Origin of the sequence: Corynebacterium stercoris (genome assembly GCF_024160105.1) — a bacterium.
Classification (GTDB): domain Bacteria; phylum Actinomycetota; class Actinomycetes; order Mycobacteriales; family Mycobacteriaceae; genus Corynebacterium; species Corynebacterium stercoris.
This window is the reverse complement of sequence record NZ_JAMFTQ010000001.1, coordinates 332514-350619: the sequence shown is the minus strand read 5'-3', so window position 1 is coordinate 350619 and position 18106 is coordinate 332514. Positions and strand designations below refer to the sequence as shown.

The window sequence follows — 18106 nt, the reverse complement described above, 5'->3', positions numbered from 1 at the left end:
GAAAACTGCGGATGGCCACTAAAGATGCGAAAGAGATTATATTAATGGAGTGAGTTCCAACCGCCGCGCCGTGCGGGTCCTCTCGATCCCGGCGAATCACCCGTATACGCAGGCAATTCGTCCTGCAGGTGTGGCGTACCTGCCCGACCCGGACATCGACGGCAACTGGTGGCCGCACCCCGCGTTCACCGCCCAGTACTGGCGGGAGCTGGACCCTGCAGACTACCCCGACATCCTGCACGTGCATTTCGGCTTCGAGCACTACACCCCGGACGAGATCCGGGACATGGTGGCGGCGCTCCCGGTCCCGCTGGTGGTCACCGTGCACGACTTGGATAACCCCCACTTGGAGGATCAGCGCGAGCACCACGAGCGCTTGCAGGTGCTTGTCGACGCCGCCGCGGCGACCCTCACGCTGACGGAGTGCGCGGCGGAGGTTTTGCGGGCGGACTACGGGGTGGAGGAACCGATCGTCGTCAAGCACCCGCGCATTGCGGAAGCCCCGGTGCGCGCCGAGCGCGGTGCGCGGGCGGCGGTGTTTGTGAAGTCCCTGCGCGGCAACGTGGTGGCGGACCCGGCGTTCTACCGCGACATCGCCGCCGAGGTGCCGGTGGATGTGCACGCGCACGACGTGCCCGCGACGGCCGAGCTGCGCGCCGGGCTTGCGGAGACGGCGAACCTGCGCCTCATCGTGCACGAGCCGTACGGCGACGAAGCGCTGTTCGCCGCTGTCGCCAGCGCCGGCGCGTGCGTGCTGCCGTACACCCGCGGCACGCATTCCGGCTGGTTGGAAATGTGCCGCGACCACGGCACGCCCGTCGCGGTGCCCGATTGCGGCTGCTACGCCAGCCAGGCGGATACGCCGGAAGCGGTGGCGGAATACCCGGCGGGGGATGGCCGCGCAGCCGGCCGCGCAGCGCAGGAGCTGCTCGCCCGCGGCGGCGTGCCGTACGTCGGGGATCGGGAGGCTCAGCTGCATGAAGTGGTCGCGGCGCACGCAGCGATCTACGAGAACCTTGCGGGTGGTGCGCGATGACGGAAGCGACACCGCTCCGAATCGCGTTCATCGGCCCCGCCCGCTACCCGGTGCGGGAACCCTACGCGGGCGGGCTCGAGGCGTTCTGCCACACGATGGTCAACGCGCTGCGCGGACTGGGCCACGAGGTGGACTTCTTCGCGGCCGCCGGCTCCGACGGCAACTGCAAGAGCTTTGAACTGCCCGGTGTGGACTGGGGCGAGCACCCGGAGGACGCGACCGACACCACCTACCCGGAGGGCGGGAAGGAGCGCGAGGACGCCGCGTTTGTGCAGCTCCGCGAGCTGCTAGTGGCCCGCAAGTACGACGTGGTGCACAACAACAGCCTCAACCCGCTGATCTTCCCCGGCGAGCACAGCCAGGCCCCGCTGCCGATGGTGACCACGCTGCACACCCCATGCGTGGACGAGCTCCAGGCCGCGATCACGGCGGCCGGTCCGCGAGCCGGGCGTTTTGTTGCCGTGAGCCACACGACGGCCAAGGATTGGAAACTCCCGTACTCGGCGGCCGTGATCCCGAACGGCGTGAACGTGTCCACGTGGCAGCCGGGCCCGGGCGGCCCGCGCGCGGTGTGGTTCGGCCGCCTCGTGCCGGAAAAGGGTGCTCACCTGGCAATGGATGCCTGCCGCGCCGCCGGGGTGGAGCTGGTGCTGGCGGGGCGCAACGGCGACCACCGTTACTTCCGCGAGGAGATCGTCCCGCGCCTGGCCCCCGGTGTAGCTACCTGGCACGACGCGATGTCCCACGCTGAGTTGCGCGCGCTGGTGGCCAACTCCTGCGTCGCCGTGGTGAGCCCGCGCTGGGAGGAGCCCTTCGGTCTCGTCGCCTTCGAGGCGATGGCCTGCGGCACGCCGGTTGCCGCCTTCGAGCGCGGCGGGATGGGTGAACTGCTGCGCCGCGCTCCCGCGGCCCTCGCTCCGGCGGACGACGTCGCAGCCCTCGCCCGCGCCATCCACCGCGCCCAACGCATCGACCGCGCCGCCGTGCGCGATTGGGTAGTGGCGAACCACTCCCTGACCCAGACCGCCCGCACCTATGTCGAGCTGTACCGCAAGGTGCAGCACATGTTCACGGAGGCAGCCTGACCATGGCCACCATCGGCATCTACGCCCACCACCACGGTTCCGGCCACATCCAGCGCTGCCGCGAAATCCAGCAGGCGCTCACCCGCCGCGGCCACCGCGCCGTGATCCTCTCCACCGCGCCGTCCGGGGACGTTCTGCTTGCCGACGACGCAGGTCACGGCCACCACGGCCGCGCCATGACCGCGGGCGGCACGCTGCACTACGCCCCCTACGGTAACGCGGGGCTGCGCGACCGCTTCGCGACGATTGCCACCTGGATCGCCGACAACGCCCCCGATGCCTTCTACGTCGACGTGTCCGTGGAAGTCGGGGTGTTCATCCGGTTGATGGGTGTCCCCGTGATCGCCCACGCCATGCCGGGCCTGCGCGACGACGCGCCCCACCAGCTCGGCTACGCCCAGGCGGACGCGTTGATCGCCGCCTGGCCCGATTGGGTGCCGGTGCCGGAGCACCTCGCCGCGCACGCGGACCGGCTCCACGCCGTCGGCGGCATTTCCAGGCTCACTCCTTTGAAGGGCATCGAGCGCGACCCGCACCACGTCGTGGTGATGGCGGGGCAGGGCGGCTCCACCTGGGAACCGGAGGACTGGGAGGCCGTCGAACGGGCCTGCCCCGAGTACACGTTCACGTTCCTCACTGGCGACAACCGCGTGGACGACCCGACCGAGCTGCTGCAGCGCGCCGGGGTGGTGGTCACCGCGGGCGGCCAGAACTCGATCGCGGACATCGCCGTCACCGGCGCCCCCGCCATTCTGCTGCCGCAGCCGCGGCCCTTCATCGAACAGAAACGCAACGCGAAGACGCTCGCCGATGCCGGCCTCGCCGTCGTGCCCGACACGTTCCCGCCGGCCGAGCAGTGGCCTGCGTTACTCGCCGAGGCGGCCGCCCTGGGCGCCGACTGGTCCCGCTGGCAAACCGAGGGTGCTGCCGACCGCGCGGCGGCGGTGATCGAGGAGGTCGCTTTAGATCCGTCGGCAAGCGCAATCGTCCTGGTGACGCTGGCGGACGCGAACCGCGCCGGGCACCTCACCCACCAGGTGAACCTGAAGCCCGAGGGCACCGACCACATCACCGTGGCGCTCGCCGATGCCGACATATTGCGCAAGGCGGTGCCGAAGAGCCACGTCGTGGCGCTGCCCGGCGACGGCCGCAACCTGGCCGCCGCGCGCAACCTCGCTGCGGCGACGGCCATCGAGCGCGGGGCGGAGATCCTCATCTTCCTCGACGCGGACTGCGTGGCCTCCGGCGACCTGGTCACCCACTACGTGCGCGCGCTCGCCGAGTACCCGGACGCGGTGGTTGCCGGCCCCGTGACCTACATGAAGGAGGGCGAGCTGCGCACCGTGCGCCCGGACCCGCACCCGGCGCGCCCCAACCCCGCCCCCGGTGAGCTGGTGCGCGCGGACGACTACAACCTCTTCTGGTCCCTCTCCTTCGCCATGACCGCAGGGACGTGGCGCCGCATCGAGCGGGACTTCGGCGGCTTCGACACCGCCTACTCCGGCTACGGCGGCGAGGACACCGACTTCGCCTGGCAGCTGCGCGAGCACGGCATCGAGCTCTACTGGGTCGGCGGCGCCCACGCCTTCCACCAGTGGCACCCCGTCAGTTCCCCGCCGTGGGAGCACCTCGACGACATCCTGGCCAACGCCGCCACGTTCCACGAGAAATGGGGGCAGTGGCCGATGGAGGGCTGGCTGCGAGCCTTCGAGGAAGCCGGGGCAATCACGCTTGCCGACGGCACCTGGCAGCGCCGCTAACCCAGCACAAAACCCGAAACGGCTTTACGCTTCGGGGTATGTACAGCCACCTCGCCATCGACGAGGGCGCGCAAGACTGCCCCGTGATCCTGCACGTACCGCACGCCTCCCGTCACATCCCCGAGGAGGTGGCCGCCGAATTCGTCGCCACCCCGGAGCAGGTCGAGGTGGAACTGGACCGCGTCACCGACACCGGCACGGACACCCTGGCCGAGGCGGCGCGCGAGTTCGCCGGCGGGCGCGCCTGGAGCGTGGTGAGCGGCATTTCCCGCCTCGTCGCTGATCCGGGCCGCTTCTACAACCAGCGCGACTCGATGGACGCCTCCGGCCGCGGGGCCGTGTACACCCGCATGACTGACGGCGGCCTGCTGCGTCCCCTTGGTTTTGACGATGCCGCACTCAAGGCTCAATACTTCCACCCCTACAACGATGCCGTCGCCGATGTCGTGGGCGGCCGACTCCGCGAGACCGGCGGCGCCGTGATTGTGGATGTACACTCCTACGGCAACCAGCCGGAGGAGTACCGCATCCACGCGGGCAAGCTGCTTCCCGACGTCTGCATTGGCACCCACTCCGTGCACTCGCCGGCAATCCTCACCGACACCGCAGCCGAGATCTTCGCTCGGGCCGGCTTCAAGGTGGAGCGAAACACCCCGTTCACCGGCGTCTACATCCCCGTCGGCTTCGAGATGAACGCCCGCGTGCTGGGCATCATGTTCGAGGTGCGCGACGACCTCCTCGCCCCGGGCTCCGAATCCGCCACCCGTGCCGCGGAGGCGTTGGGTGAGGTCATCGCGGCGGCTGAGCAGATCGCCGGCACCGAGATGGGGCGCCCGCAGTAGCTGCGAGCGGCTTAGAAGTCGAAGCCGAAGTCGAACCCGCCGCCCATATCGCCCCCGAAATCCCCACCGAAATCGCCGCCGCCGAAGTCGCCGCCCATGTCACCCATGTCGCCGGCACCCATATCGCCCATGTCGCCCATGTCGCCAGCCTCGAACTCGGCTGGGGACGGGGTGCCTGCCATGCCGGCGAACATTGCGGAATAGAACATCATCGAGCTCGCAGCCCACATGCCGGTCATCATGGCCGGCGCCCACCACGCGGTGGAGTACCAGCCGGCCGGCACTGGGCGGCCGGCAACCATACCGCCGGGGTAGTAGTGCGGCGTCTGCGAGGAGGCGTGCGGGGACGCAGTGACGGTGGAGCCGTCCTCCTGGCGCACTGTGCGCTCCTCAGTCACGCGGCCCGCCTGGCGCTGGCCCTCAAGCTCCGGCAGTGCGGGGCCTGCGGGCATTCCCATGATCTCGCGGGCCGCGTTCACGTAGTGCAGGCCCTCAAGCGCGGATTCGCGGGCGAGCATCGCCTGCTTCACAGTGCGCGCTTCGGCCAGGCCGGCGGAGGCGGCATTGAAGCGCTCGGAAGCGTCGGCCATCGCCTGCGTGGACGCGGCATCGTTGCCGGAGAGGTTGAGCACCTGGGAGCCCAGGCGGTCGGTCCAGCGCTTCGCATCCGCCAGCGCGTCCTGCAGTTGGACCTGCTCCCGCTGCTCAATCTGTTTGCGGGAACCGCCTTGGCCGTTGTTGGAGGCGAACAGGAAGTAGAGGCCGCCGCAGAGGGCAAGGAGGAGAAGTAGGTTCATGCCCCAAAGCATAGCGAGACCGCGGGGCGCGAGGTTTTGCCCGCCACGGTCGTCCTGCGCTACAGTTCTAACGCAGTTTCACCACTTGGGAATGTCGTATAGTGGCTAATACCTCAGCCTTCCAAGCTGAAGACGCGGGTTCGATTCCCGTCATTCCCTCCAATTTTGGCCGGTCGCGCGTCGCGTGGACCGGCCTTTCCGTTTCCCTGGTCCAGCGTTTACCCGCCCCCAACTTCGGCGGTATTTGCTGCCCGCTACAATTGGCCGACGTGAGTCACACAGGCTTCACGGGGCGTGGCGCAGTTTGGTAGCGCACCTGCTTTGGGAGCAGGGGGTCGCAGGTTCAAATCCTGTCGCCCCGACAGGGGCAGTCCCGCATCACGCGGGGGCTGCTGCAGAAGTTTAGGCAAAGAGAGATACAGGAGTAATCCGTGAAGACTTCCGTCGATAAGCTCAGCGACACTCGGGTCAAGCTGACCGTCTCTGTCCCGTTCGACGAGCTGGGCAAGGAGATCGACCAGGCCTACGCAGCGATCGCGCAGCAGGTCACCATCCCCGGCTTCCGCCGTGGCAAGGCCCCGCGCCAGCTTATCGACGCTCGTTTTGGCCGCGGCCCGATCCTGGAGCAGGTCGTCAACGACATGCTGCCGACCCGCTACGAGGCGGCGCTCGCCGAGCGCAACCTCAACCCGCTGAACCAGCCGGAAATCGAGATCACCAAGCTCGAGGACAACGACGTTGTCGAGTTCACCGCTGAGATCGACGTCCGCCCGGAGATCACCGTCCCGGACTTCTCCGCCATCAACGTGACCGTTCCGGCGCTGAAGGTCGACGAAGACGCCATCGAGGCAGAGCTGACCAGCCTGCGCGAGCGCTTCGGGGAGCTCAAGGACACCAACCGCAAGATGAAGAAGGGCGACTTCGCCGTCATCGACATCCACGCCGAGGTCGACGGCAAGAAGCTCGAGGACGCATCTTCCGAGGGCCTGACCTACGAGATCGGCTCCGACGATCTCATCCCGGGCCTGGACAAGGCCATCAAGGGCCTGAAGACCGGCGAGGAAGCCGAGTTCACCACCACCATCGAGCACGGCGAGCACAAGGGCGAGGAGGCCACCATCAAGGTGACCGTTCAGCAGTCCAAGGAGCGCAAGCTTCCGGAGCTGGACGACGACTTCGCTCAGCTGGCCTCCGAGTTCGACACCGTCGAGGAGCTGCGCGAGAACACCCGCACCATGCTCGAGGAGAACGCAAAGGCCCAGCAGGCTGCGGATATCCGCGACGAGGTCCTGAAGGCCGCGCTGGCGCAGGTCGAGTTCGCGCTGCCGGAGTCCATCGTGGACGAGCAGGTGCACAACCAGCAGCACCAGCTGCTCGGCCAGCTCGCGCACGACGAGGCCGCGCTGGCGCAGCTGCTCGAGGCGCAGGGCACCACCCGCGAGGAGTTCGACAAGCAGACCCGCGAGCAGGCCGAGGAGTCCGTGCGCACCCAGTTGTTCCTCGACGCCATCGCTGAGCAGGAGGAGCCGGAGGTCACCCAGGAGGAGCTGACCGACCACATCCTGTTCACCGCGCAGTCCTACGGCATGGACCCGGCGCAGTTCGTGGGCCAGCTGCAGCAGTCCGGCCAGATTGCTAACCTCTTCTCCGACGTGCGCCGCGGTAAGGCACTGGCTGCCGCCATCGCCCGCACCACCGTCACCGACGAGAACGGCGAGTCCGTCGATCCGAACGAGTACTTCGGCGAGATCGAGGAGGACGAGGAGATCGTGGAGGCCACCGAGGCCGAGACCACCGAGGCAGTCGAGGACGCGGCCGACGAGCAGTAAGCGAACGTCGGAAAGCGTGTGAAGCCCCGGAGACCCGCTTGAAGCGCGGCGCCGGGGCTTCAGTGTCACCTGCGTTAGCCGGCAGCGAACTTCGTGGGCGTGCGGGAACGCGCGGGTAGGGTGGGGGCGTTAATAATGCAGAAACGAAAGAAGGGGTTGTAAACCTATGACATCGCCGAACGGCATGAACCTGGGCGACTCGGTGTACGAGCGCCTGCTGCGTGAGCGCATTATCTTCCTGGGCCAGGAGGTGGACGACGAGATTGCCAACAAGCTCTGCGCCCAGATCCTGCTGCTGAGCGCGGAGGACCCGAACCGGGACATCTCGCTCTACATCAACTCGCCGGGCGGCTCCGTGACCGCCGGCATGGCGATTTACGATACGATGCGGTACTCCCCGTGCGACATCGCCACCTACGGCATGGGCCTGGCCGCTTCCATGGGCCAGTTCCTGCTCTCCGGCGGTACGAAGGGCAAGCGCTACGCGCTGCCGCACGCGCGCATCATGATGCACCAGCCGTCGGCAGGCGTGGGCGGCACCGCAGCCGACATCGCCATCCAGGCGGAGCAGTTTGCGCAGACGAAACGCGAGATGGCGGAGCTGATCGCCGAGCACACCGGCCAGACCTTCGAGCAGATCACCAAGGACTCTGACCGCGACCGCTGGTTCACCGCCCAGGAGGCGAAGGAATACGGCATCGTCGACCACGTCATCGAGAGCGCTACCCAGGCCGTCGACGGCACTGTCGGCAACTAGGACACCTAAGGAGATTCAAGACTATGGCTTTTGAAATGCCCACTTCCCGCTACGTCCTGCCGCAGTTCCTGGAGGAGACGAGCTTCGGCACGAAGCAGATCGACCCGTACGGCAAGCTCTTCGAGGAGCGCATTGTCTTCCTGGGCACCCAGGTCGACGACACTTCCGCGAACGACATCATGGCGCAGCTGCTGGTGCTCGAGTCCCAGGACCCGGACCGCGACATCACCATGTACATCAACTCCCCGGGCGGTTCCTTCACCGCGCTGATGGCGATCTACGACACCATGCAGTACGTCCGCCCGGACGTGCAGACCGTGTGCCTGGGCCAGGCAGCCTCCGCCGCGGCAGTGATCCTCGCCGCAGGTGCTCCGGGCAAGCGCGCCGCGCTGCCGAACTCCCGCGTGCTGATCCACCAGCCGGCCACCGAGGGCTCCCGCGGCCAGGTTTCTGACCTGGAGATTCAGGCTGCGGAGATCGAGCGCATGCGCCGCCTCATGGAGGAGACCCTGGCGCACCACACCGGCCGCACCGCCGAGCAGGTCCGCATCGACACCGACCGCGACAAGATCCTGACCGCCGCCGATGCAGTCGAGTACGGCATCATCGACCAGGTCTTCGACTACCGCAAGCTCAACGGCTAGCGGTTACTCGCAGTAGACGACGGCGTTCCGGATTGCTTCCGGGGCGCCGTTAAAGCTGTCGCGGCTCCAGCACACCTGGTTGTCGCGCTCACCCGTCGGGTCCACGCTGACCCAGCCGTTGCCGCGGGCCTGCCAGAAGTACTGCTGGCCGTCCAGCACTGTGCGCGCCCACTCGCGGTTGCAGAAGGTGGAGAATTCGCCGCCGTTCGCTTCGGACTGGCTCGGCCACGCGCACGCCGCGCCCGGCGGCAGCGGCACGGGCTCCATGCGGGTGGACTTCTCCACCACGTCGCGGGTGGCCACACGGGTCGAGGTACGCGTCGTCGTGCTCTCGGAGGTCTCTTCCCCGCTGGTTTCGGACTCGGACTCGGACTCCGAGGTTTCCGTCTCGGTGTCCTCTTCATCTTCCTCGTCCTCATCGAGGAGCTCGTCGAGGTCCAGATCAAACGTCGGCGTCGGAGTTGCGCTGGTGTAGGGGAAGTCCAGCTCCGGCTCACCCAGGCGAACTTCCTCCTCGTTGGAGCAACCGGCCAGCAACGCCGCCGATGCGACACAGGCGACGAGAGCAGTAAAAACGCGGTTGCTGTTCACTTTCGCGCGACTTCCTTCCGGGGCAGAACGCTTGACGACGTTTCTAGGCTAGCCGATTAGCCGGCGAGAAACTGCGTCAGCACCCTGATGAATTCCTCCGGCCGCTCCACCGCCACCTGGTGCGAACCCGGGTCGATCACGTGCGACTCGACAGGCCCGGACACGCCCTCGGCGATCTTGGCCAGCTCCGCAGGCGGAGTACCCGGGTCCTGGGCGCCGGCAACGGTGAGGACAGGGCAGGTGATCTTCTCCAACTCATCGGCGAAGTCCCACCCGGCGAGCGCGTCGCCGCACTGCGCGTAGCCTTCCGCGTCGATCCCGGCGGCCATGTCGCGGATGCGGCGGACCTCTTCCGGCTGCTCCTCGCGGTAGCCCTCGGTGAACCAGTTCTCCACGAACCCGTCCGCCATCGCATCCATGCCCTTCTCCCGCGCGGTGGTGGTGCGTTCGGACCACTTCTCCTCGCCGCCCAGGTAGGTGGCGGTGCAGCAGAACGCGGCCTTTTCGACTCGTCCCGAGTTCGCCGCGAGGTACTGGGCGAGCGCGCCGCCGAGTGAGAGGCCGACGACGGTGAACCGGTTGACTCCGGCTGCGTCGAGGGCGTGCAGGATATCGTCGCAAAGATCCTTGACCGTCGCGGAGCCGGGCGCGATAGGCGCGACCTCCGATGCTCCGTGGCCGCGGTGGTCCACGGTGACAACGCGGTAGTCCTCTTCGAGCGCGGGGATGATCTTGTCCCACGCTTCGTGCGTAGTGGCGATGGAGCTGAGCAGGACGACAGTCTCGCCCTGCGGGTTGCCGAATTCGTGCACTGCTAGTGTGGTCATGCGCGCCAGGCTAGCGGAAACTCACCGCGGAAATAGCGGCGCTGCGAATGGGGTTGTGGAGGCTAGTGCCAGTATGCTGGGAAGACCAGCACGTAACCAGCAACAATGACGTGGGAGTAAGTGTAAGTAGATGGCAGTAACGCACGATGCCTCGGAACTTTTGAAGTGCTCGTTCTGCGGTAAAACCCAGAAGCAGGTGCGCAAACTCATCGCCGGAGGCGGTGTGTACATCTGCGACGAGTGCATCGAGCTGTGCAACGAGATCATCGAAGAGGAGCTCGCTGGTTCCCAGCAGGGCGCAGCTGAGGACGATCGTCTGCCGCGCCCGTCGGAAATCACGGCGTTCTTGGATGAGTACGTCATCGGGCAGGACACGGCGAAGCGCACGCTTGCCGTCGCCGTGTACAACCACTACAAGCGCATCCGCTCTGAGCAGACGGTGCTGTCGAGCCGCCGCCGCGAGGAGGATGTGGAGATTGCCAAGTCCAACATCCTCCTGCTCGGCCCCACCGGTTCCGGCAAGACCTACCTCGCGCAGACCCTCGCCCGCATGCTGAACGTGCCGTTCGCCATCGCTGACGCCACGAGCCTGACCGAGGCCGGCTACGTGGGCGAGGATGTGGAGAACATTCTGCTGAAGCTGCTGCAGGCAGCTGACTTCGACGTGAACCGCGCGCAGACCGGCATCATCTACGTCGACGAGGTGGACAAGATCTCCCGCAAGTCCGAGAACCCGTCCATCACCCGCGATGTCTCCGGCGAGGGCGTGCAGCAAGCGCTGCTGAAGATTCTTGAGGGCACCGTCGCCTCCGTGCCGCCGCAGGGCGGGCGCAAGCACCCGAACCAAGAGTTCATCCAGATCGACACTACGAACATCCTGTTCATCGTCGCGGGCGCGTTCGCGGGACTGGACAAGGTGATCGCGGAGCGCGTCGGTAAGAAGGGCATCGGTTTCGGTGCGGAGATCGATTCCAAGACAGAGCGCGACGAGGCAAACCTGCTTGCGCAGGTGCAGCCGGGTGACTTGGTGAAGTTCGGCCTGATCCCGGAGTTCATCGGACGTCTGCCGATCATCGCGCACGTGAACGACCTGGACCGCGACTCGATGGTCCGCGTCCTCACCGAACCAAAGAACTCTCTGGTAAAGCAGTACCAGCGGCTGTTCTCGATGGACGGCTCGGATCTCACTATTACCGACGAGGCACTGGGCGAGATCGCCGATAAGGCGGCTGAACGCAAGACTGGTGCGCGCGGCCTGCGAGCGATCATGGAGGAGATTCTGGTGCCGGTGATGTACGACCTGCCGGACCGCGAGGATGTCGCCGAAGTCGTGATCACCGACGCGGTGGTGCGCGGCGAGGCCGAGCCGGAGTACGTCGAAAAGAAAGAGAAGCGCTCGGCCTAGGTACCGGGCCTAGTAGATCTCGTCGGCTCCGACCTCGTAGTTGGACACGAGGTAGGAATCGTGCCCCGAGGGCGCGATGTTCGATGTGAGAAACGCCAGCACGGTGTCGACGACCATGCGCCGCATGCCGTCGACGTTGCGGGGGTCGGCAAAGTCGACGCGGCTAATCGCGTAGATCGTTGCCGCGTGCGCCACCTGGAACTCACACAGCGCCACGATGAGGGCCAGCAGATCGTCGGCGCCGATGCCGGGGCGGAATGCGCCCGCATCTTGGCCCACGAGGAGGAGCCGCTCAACATGCAGCGCAACATCGTTATCCCGGTCGCCGCTGGTCATTTCTTCGACGTCGAACACCGCGTCGAGGTTTTCGCGCAGGATCAGGCGCACGCAGTCAGGGTGCTCGACAAAGGTGTGGAACATGGCGTCGACGAAGCGGCGCATGCCCTCCACCGGGACCGCGTCGGAGCGGTTGAGGATGTCTTTGGCGGGGGAGAGGCAGACAGCTGCCCGTCGTAACGCGTGCTCGTAGAGCCCTTGCAGGTCACCGAACTCCGTGGCGACATCGCGCTTCGGCACTTCGGCCTCGCGGGCGATGGCCTCGAGTGTGGTGCCGGCGAAACCGTCGCGCGCGAACACGGTCAGCGCGGTGCGAAGCGCCCCTTCGCGGGCGGCGTCTGTGTCCGTCACCGGCAACTCCCTCTCTTACGTGTGACCACATGTAATCGTGCCCCAAAAGCGCCGGGGGCGGAGCCGGATTGCGGGCGGGGGCAAAAATCGTCGCCAAAATGGGGGGAGGAAAGCCGACCTATACTGGCAGTGTTAGTGCATTTTCGGGCGACGAAGGAGTTTTACATGGCACCCGCATCCGATTCCGCCATCACCAAGACCGTTGAGCCGATCAAGGTCACCGTCACCGGCGCCGCAGGCAACATCGCCTACGCGCTGCTGTGGCGCGTCGCGCACGGCGACGTGTTCGGCCCCGAGCAGCCGGTCGAGCTGACCCTGCTGGAGATTGAGCCGGCGGCCCGCGCCGCCGAAGGCACAGCGATGGAGCTCGGAGACTCCGCGCTTCCGCTGCTGCGCAACGTGAACGTCTCCACCGACCAGACCAAGGCGTTCGAGGGCGCGAACGCCGCCTTCCTCATCGGCGCGAAGCCGCGCGGCAAGGGCGAGTCCCGCGCCGACCTGCTGGAGGCCAACGGCCGCATCTTCATCGAGCAGGGCAGGGCGATCAACGACGGCGCTGCGGACGATGTCCGTGTCCTCGTCGTGGGCAACCCGGCGAACAACAACGCGTACATCGCGTCGAAGGCTGCCCCGGATGTGCCGGCGGAGCACTTCAACGCCCTGATGCGCCTGGACCACAACCGCACGCTGTCGAACCTGTCGCAGAAGTTCGGCATCAACTCGGAGGAGTTCTCCAAGGTTGTCGTGTGGGGCAACCACGCAGACACCCAGTTCCCGGACCTCACCTACGCCGAGGTGCACGGCAAGAAGCTCATCGACCGCATTGACCAGGACTGGTACACGGAAGAGCTGATCCCGCGCGTTGCGCACCGCGGCGCCGAGATCATCGACGTGCGCGGCAAGTCCTCCGCGGCCTCTGCTGCGTCTGCCGCCGTGGACCACATGCGCGACTGGGTCCAGGGCACGAAGGGTCGCTGGACTACCGCCGCGGTGCCGTCCACCGGCGAGTACGGCGTGGATGAGGGCCTGGTCTTCGGTTTCCCGGTCGTCGGCGTGGACGGCCGCTGGCAGGTCATCGACGATCTGGACATCAACGAGTTCCAGCGCCCGCGCATCGACGCGAACATTGAGGCGCTGCGCGCCGAGGCCAAGGTGGCCGACGGCCTGTTCTAGTTAGTTCCTCTCTGGCGCGGTTGGGCGCCTACTACAATGGTCAGACGTGAGTGACGCGAATGATCAACTGGTAGGCACCAACCGCGCAGACCTGCTGCCCAAGTCTTGGGAACCGCAGGAGCACGAGGAGACGCTGTACGAGTCCTGGGTGGAGGCGGGCTACTTCACCGCCGACCCGGAGTCGGATAAGCCGGCGTACTCCATCGTGCTGCCGCCGCCGAACGTGACCGGCCAGCTGCACATGGGTCACGCGCTCGACCACACCCTCATGGATTCCTTAATCCGCCGCAAGCGCATGCAGGGCTTCGAGGTGCTGTGGCTGCCGGGCATGGACCACGCCGGCATCGCCACCCAGACCAAGGTCGAGGCGAAACTGAAGGCCGAAGAGGGCAAGGACCGCTACGACTACGGCCGCGAAGAGTTCATCGACAAGGTCTGGGAGTGGAAGCAGGAGTACGGCGGCACCATCGCGAAGCAGATGCGCGCCATCGGCGACTCCGTTGACTGGTCGCGGGAGCGGTTCACGCTTGACGACGGTCTTTCACGGGCCGTCCAGACGATTTTCAAGCAGCTCTTCGACGCAGGTCTGATCTACCGCGATTACCGCTTGGTCAACTGGTCGCCGGTGCTGGAGACCGCAGTCTCCGACATCGAGGTGATGTACAAGGATGTCGACGGCGAGTTCGTCTCCATCCGCTACGGCTCCCTGAACGACGATGAGCCGCACCTCATTGTGGCCACCACTCGTGTGGAGACGATGCTGGGCGACGTGGCCATTGCCGTCCACCCGGAGGATGAGCGCTACGCGCACCTGGTGGGCACCGAGTTCGACCACCCGTTCCGCGACGACCTGAAACTTACGGTCATCGCCGACGACTACGTGGATATGGAGCTGGGCACCGGCGCGGTGAAGATCACCCCGGCCCACGACCCGAACGACTACGAGATGGGCCTGCGCCACGACCTGGACATGCCGATCATCATGGATGAGAAGGGCCGCATCGCGGACACCGGCACCCAGTTCGACGGGCTCGACCGCTTCGAGGCGCGCGTGCGAGTGCGTGAAGCACTCGCGGAGCAGGGCCGCATTGTCAAAGAGGTGCGCCCGTACGTGCACTCCGTGGGCCACTCGGAGCGTTCCGGCGAGCCGATCGAGCCGCGCCTGAGCCTGCAGTGGTTCGTGAAGGTTGACGAGCTGGCCCGCATGTCCGGCGACGCCGTGCGCAACGGCGACACGAAGATCCACCCGCAGTCCATGGAGAAGCGCTACTTCGACTGGGTGGACAACATGCACGATTGGACCATTTCACGCCAGCTGTGGTGGGGCCACCGCATCCCGATCTGGTATGGCCCGGAGGGCGAAGTAGTGTGCGTCGGCCCGGACGAGGAGCCGCCGGCCGGCTACGAGCAGGACCCGGACGTGCTGGACACCTGGTTCTCCTCCGCGCTGTGGCCGTTCTCCACCATGGGCTGGCCGGACAAGACGCCGGAGCTGGACAAGTTCTATCCGACGTCCGTACTGGTCACCGCGTACGACATCCTCTTCTTCTGGGTGGCGCGCATGATGATGTTCGGCACCTTCGCCGGCACCACCACCCCTGACGTGCTCGGCGAGGGCAAGGACGGCCGCCCGATGGTGCCGTTCACCGACCTCTACCTCCACGGCCTCGTCCGCGACGAGAAGGGCCGCAAGATGTCGAAGTCCCTGGGCAACGGCATCGACCCGATGGACTGGGTGAACCGCTTCGGCGCGGATGCGCTGCGCTTTGCGCTCGCCCGCGGCGCGAACCCGGGCATTGACCTGCCGATCGGCGAGGACAACGCGACTTCCGCCCGCAACTTTGCGACGAAGCTGTTCAACGCCACGAAGTTCGCGCTGATGAATGGGGCAGCCGTCGGCACGCTCCCTGCCCGCGAAGAACTCACGGACGCGGACCGCTGGATCCTCGACCGCCTCGAGGAGGTTCGCGCGCGTGTGGACGCCTACCTGGACGACTACCAGTTCGCCAAGGCGAACGAGGAGCTCTACCACTTCGCGTGGGATGAGCTGTGCGACTGGTACCTGGAGATTGCGAAGACGCAGATCCCGCGCGAGGGCGCGGATGAGCGCGGCCGCAACACCCAGATCGTGCTCGGCCGCGTGCTCGACGTGGTGCTGCGCCTGCTGCACCCGACGATGCCGTTCATCACCGAGGTGCTGTGGCGTGCGCTCACCGGCGGGGAGACGATCACGCTGGCCGCGTGGCCGACCGCCGAGGACACCAACGCGGGCGCGGCAACCGACGAGGCCGCCCGCCGCCGCATCGAGGACTCCGTGAAGCTCATCACCGAGCTGCGCCGCTTCCGCTCCGATCAGGGTGTGAAGCCGAGCCAGAAAGTGCCGGCGAAGCTGGACCTGGCGAAGGCGGATCTCGCGGAGCAGGAGGAGCTGATCCGCTCCATCGCGCGTGTGGAGGCTCCGGGTGAGGGGTTCCAGGCGTCGGCAAGCGTGGAAGTGCGCCTGAGCCAGGCCACGATCGATGTGGCGCTGGATACCTCGGGCACGGTGGACGTGGCCGCGGAGCGCAAGCGCCTGGACAAGGAGCTCGCGGCGGCGCAGAAGGAGCTGGACAACGCGGCCGCGAAGCTGGGCAACGAGCAGTTCCTGGCCAACGCGCCGGAGCACGTGGTGGCGAAGATCCGCGAGCGCCAGCAGGTCGCGCAGGAGGAGTTCGAGCGCGTCACTGCGCGTCTGGCGCAGCTGCCGGAGGCCGGGGCGTAAGTGGAAAACTACGAGGTTGTCCAGGACGAATCCGGCCTGACGCTGAACCTCGGCGTGCCGGGGCAGGACGTCGCGGACGACGAGCAGCAGGAGGCGGCACCGCGCGAGGTGAGCGAGGAGGACCTCGCCGCGCTCGCGCAGGTCGAGGGCGAGCTGCGGGCGCGCTGGCCGGAGACGATCATCGACCCGTCGCTGGAGCGCATCGAGCTGCTCATGGATCTGCTCGGCGAGCCGCAAAAATCCTGCAAGGTCATCCACGTCGCGGGAACGAACGGCAAGACGTCGACGGTGCGGATGGTGGAGTCGCTGTTGCGCGCCTTCGGCCACCGGGTGGGGCGTACGACCAGCCCGCACCTGATCAGCGTCACCGAACGCATCGGCATCGACGGTGAGCCGATTCATCCGGCTGATTTCGTGCGCCTCTACCGCGAGATCGAGCCGTACATCCAGATGGTTGACGAGCGCACGGGCACCCCGATGAGCTACTTCGAGGTCATGGTCGCGCTCGCCTTCGCGGCGTTCGCCGACGCGCCAGTGGACGTGGCCGTCGTGGAAGTTGGCATGGGCGGACGCTGGGACGCCACCAACGTGGTGGATGCAGACGTGGACGTGATTATGCCGATCGGCCTGGACCACACGGATTACCTCGGCGACACGCTGGAGGCGATCGCGGGGGAGAAAGCCGGCATCATCCGCAACCCGGACGCGGTGGCGATTATCGCCGACCAGGAGCCGGAGGCAATGCGCGTGATTCTGGAGCAGAGCGTCGAGGTGGGCACCGCGGTGGCCCGCCTCGGCAGCGAGTTCGATGTGGCGGCCTCGGAGGTCGCCGTCGGCGGCCAGGTGCTTACGCTCAAGGGCCTGTCCGGCACGTTCGACGAGGTCTTCCTCCCGCTCGCCGGCCCCCACCAGGCCCGCAACGCCGCCGTGGCGCTTGCCGCGGTTGAGGCGTTCTACGGCGCGAACGCCGAGCGCCCGCTCGACGCGGACACGGTGCGCGCCGGGTTCGCCGCAGCGTCCTCGCCGGGGCGCCTAGAGCGCGTGCGCGCTACGCCGACGACGTTCATCGACGCCACCCACAACCCCCACGGCGCCCGCGCGCTGGCGAAGGCGCTGGAGCACGACTTCGACTTCACCCGGCTTATCGGCGTGCTGGGCATCCTGGGCGACAAGGATGCCCGCGGCGTGCTCGAGGCGCTCGAGCCGGTGCTCACCGAAGTGGTGATCACCCAGAATTCCTCCCCCCGCGCCACGGATGCCTATGATCTGGCGGAGATCGCGCGCGAGGTCTACGGCGATGAGCGCGTCCACGTGGAGGAGCACCTGCCGTCCGCATACACACTCGCGGTGGAGCTGGCGGAGGAAGAGCTCGACGAAGCTGGCGTTCAGGCTGGTTCCGGCGTGATCATCACCGGTTCCGTCGTCACCGCCGGCGAGGCCCGCGCACTGTTTGGAAAGGACCCGCAATGAGTTCGAAGATCCAGGTTTCCCCGCTCGGCCCCGGCCACGACCCGGTGAAGGACCCGCTCAAGGGCTTAAACGGCGTCCTCTCGGGCATTTTGATCTGCGAGGCCATCACCGTCCTTCTCATCCTGCTCGTGGTGCTCAAGGTGGACAACGGCGAGCTGTGGACCACCTTCAACTGGGCCTACATCACCGTGATCGGCGTGCTGCACCTCGTCATGGCGTTCGCGCAGCGCATCCCGGGGGCACTGTGGATTGACTTGGCCTTGCAGGTCCCGCTGATCTTCGGCTTCTTCATCCACTGGTCCGTCACGGCGGTGGGCATCATCTTCGGCATCGTGTGGTTCTACGTGGTGAAGATGCGCTCCGAGATGGTGCAGCGCATGCGCGGCGGCTACCTGGTCACCCAGCACATCGGCTCCTCCGCGGACCCTGCGCGCTAGCGGTA

General features: G+C 66.9%; 16 protein-coding genes and 2 tRNA genes. 14 read left to right on the top strand and 4 right to left on the bottom strand.

All coding sequences use genetic code 11. The features are described from left to right. The first annotated feature begins 49 nt into the window (after nucleotides 1–49). Genes M5J20_RS01695 through M5J20_RS01675 form a run of 4 tightly spaced genes read left to right on the top strand, consistent with a single transcriptional unit; the run spans nucleotide 50 to nucleotide 4723 of the window. Nucleotides 50–1036, top strand: a complete 987-nt coding sequence (locus M5J20_RS01695) for a glycosyltransferase (RefSeq protein ID WP_253575711.1) — start codon at nucleotides 50–52, stop codon at nucleotides 1034–1036. Further along, nucleotides 1033–2121, top strand: a complete 1089-nt coding sequence (locus M5J20_RS01690) for a glycosyltransferase (protein ID WP_253575709.1) — start codon at nucleotides 1033–1035, stop codon at nucleotides 2119–2121. The genes M5J20_RS01695 and M5J20_RS01690 overlap by 4 nt, the downstream gene beginning before the upstream one ends. Nucleotides 2122–2123: 2 nt before the next feature. Further along, nucleotides 2124–3881, top strand: coding sequence for a glycosyltransferase (locus M5J20_RS11440; RefSeq protein WP_367614838.1), 1758 nt, complete (start codon nucleotides 2124–2126; stop codon nucleotides 3879–3881). A gap of 38 nt (nucleotides 3882–3919) precedes the next feature. After that, entirely contained in the window at nucleotides 3920–4723 is an 804-nt protein-coding gene (locus tag M5J20_RS01675; RefSeq protein WP_253575707.1) for an N-formylglutamate amidohydrolase, read from the top strand. 11 nt (nucleotides 4724–4734) lie between these two features. Here M5J20_RS01675 and M5J20_RS01670 read toward each other — a convergent pair whose 3' ends face one another. Further along, the gene (locus M5J20_RS01670) at nucleotides 4735–5520 is read right to left on the bottom strand and encodes a DUF1542 domain-containing protein (protein WP_253575705.1); all 786 of its coding nucleotides are present in this window, start codon (nucleotides 5518–5520) and stop codon (nucleotides 4735–4737) included. 87 nt (nucleotides 5521–5607) lie between these two features. Here M5J20_RS01670 and M5J20_RS01665 point away from each other — a divergent pair. From M5J20_RS01665 to M5J20_RS01645, 5 genes are all read left to right on the top strand, one after another. Then, nucleotides 5608–5682 (top strand) — tRNA-Gly (locus tag M5J20_RS01665). 126 nt (nucleotides 5683–5808) lie between these two features. Next, a tRNA-Pro gene (locus tag M5J20_RS01660) sits at nucleotides 5809–5882 on the top strand. A gap of 69 nt (nucleotides 5883–5951) precedes the next feature. After that, nucleotides 5952–7349: a trigger factor gene (tig, locus tag M5J20_RS01655; RefSeq protein WP_253575704.1), complete on the top strand. Its 1398-nt coding sequence runs from the start codon at nucleotides 5952–5954 to the stop codon at nucleotides 7347–7349. Between the two features lie 166 nt (nucleotides 7350–7515). After that, nucleotides 7516–8106: an ATP-dependent Clp protease proteolytic subunit gene (locus tag M5J20_RS01650; RefSeq protein WP_253575703.1), complete on the top strand. Its 591-nt coding sequence runs from the start codon at nucleotides 7516–7518 to the stop codon at nucleotides 8104–8106. 23 nt (nucleotides 8107–8129) lie between these two features. Beyond that, nucleotides 8130–8750 (top strand): ATP-dependent Clp protease proteolytic subunit, encoded by a 621-nt coding sequence (locus M5J20_RS01645; RefSeq protein ID WP_253575702.1) that lies wholly within the window; start codon nucleotides 8130–8132, stop codon nucleotides 8748–8750. Between the two features lie 3 nt (nucleotides 8751–8753). Here the strand turns inward: M5J20_RS01645 and M5J20_RS01640 are convergent, their stop codons facing one another. Together M5J20_RS01640 and M5J20_RS01635 are read right to left on the bottom strand one after the other, a co-directional pair. Then, nucleotides 8754–9341, bottom strand: coding sequence for a hypothetical protein (locus M5J20_RS01640; protein ID WP_253575701.1), 588 nt, complete (start codon nucleotides 9339–9341; stop codon nucleotides 8754–8756). Between the two features lie 56 nt (nucleotides 9342–9397). Beyond that, entirely contained in the window at nucleotides 9398–10168 is a 771-nt protein-coding gene (locus M5J20_RS01635; RefSeq protein WP_253575700.1) for an alpha/beta fold hydrolase, read from the bottom strand. A 130-nt stretch (nucleotides 10169–10298) separates the two neighbouring features. On the opposite strand from M5J20_RS01635, the gene clpX reads away from it, so the two are divergent. Then, nucleotides 10299–11573 (top strand): ATP-dependent Clp protease ATP-binding subunit ClpX, encoded by a 1275-nt coding sequence (gene clpX / locus M5J20_RS01630; protein WP_253575699.1) that lies wholly within the window; start codon nucleotides 10299–10301, stop codon nucleotides 11571–11573. Between the two features lie 9 nt (nucleotides 11574–11582). Here clpX and M5J20_RS01625 read toward each other — a convergent pair whose 3' ends face one another. Continuing rightward, a complete protein-coding gene (locus tag M5J20_RS01625; protein WP_253575698.1) occupies nucleotides 11583–12260 on the bottom strand; it encodes a TetR/AcrR family transcriptional regulator in 678 nt (225 codons plus the stop codon). 165 nt (nucleotides 12261–12425) lie between these two features. Here M5J20_RS01625 and M5J20_RS01620 point away from each other — a divergent pair, with 165 nt between their 5' ends. Genes M5J20_RS01620 through M5J20_RS01605 form a run of 4 tightly spaced genes read left to right on the top strand, consistent with a single transcriptional unit; the run spans nucleotide 12426 to nucleotide 18101 of the window. Next, nucleotides 12426–13433: a malate dehydrogenase gene (locus tag M5J20_RS01620; protein WP_253575697.1), complete on the top strand. Its 1008-nt coding sequence runs from the start codon at nucleotides 12426–12428 to the stop codon at nucleotides 13431–13433. A gap of 46 nt (nucleotides 13434–13479) precedes the next feature. Next, nucleotides 13480–16194: a valine--tRNA ligase gene (locus M5J20_RS01615; RefSeq protein ID WP_253575695.1), complete on the top strand. Its 2715-nt coding sequence runs from the start codon at nucleotides 13480–13482 to the stop codon at nucleotides 16192–16194. After that, nucleotides 16195–17664 carry a bifunctional tetrahydrofolate synthase/dihydrofolate synthase gene (gene folC / locus M5J20_RS01610; RefSeq protein WP_367614837.1) on the top strand — a complete coding sequence of 490 codons (1470 nt, stop codon included), beginning with the start codon at nucleotides 16195–16197 and terminating at the stop codon, nucleotides 17662–17664. Next, the gene (locus tag M5J20_RS01605) at nucleotides 17661–18101 is read left to right on the top strand and encodes a DUF4233 domain-containing protein (protein ID WP_253575693.1); all 441 of its coding nucleotides are present in this window, start codon (nucleotides 17661–17663) and stop codon (nucleotides 18099–18101) included. Before folC ends, M5J20_RS01605 begins: the two co-directional genes overlap by 4 nt. Nucleotides 18102–18106: the final 5 nt, after the last annotated feature.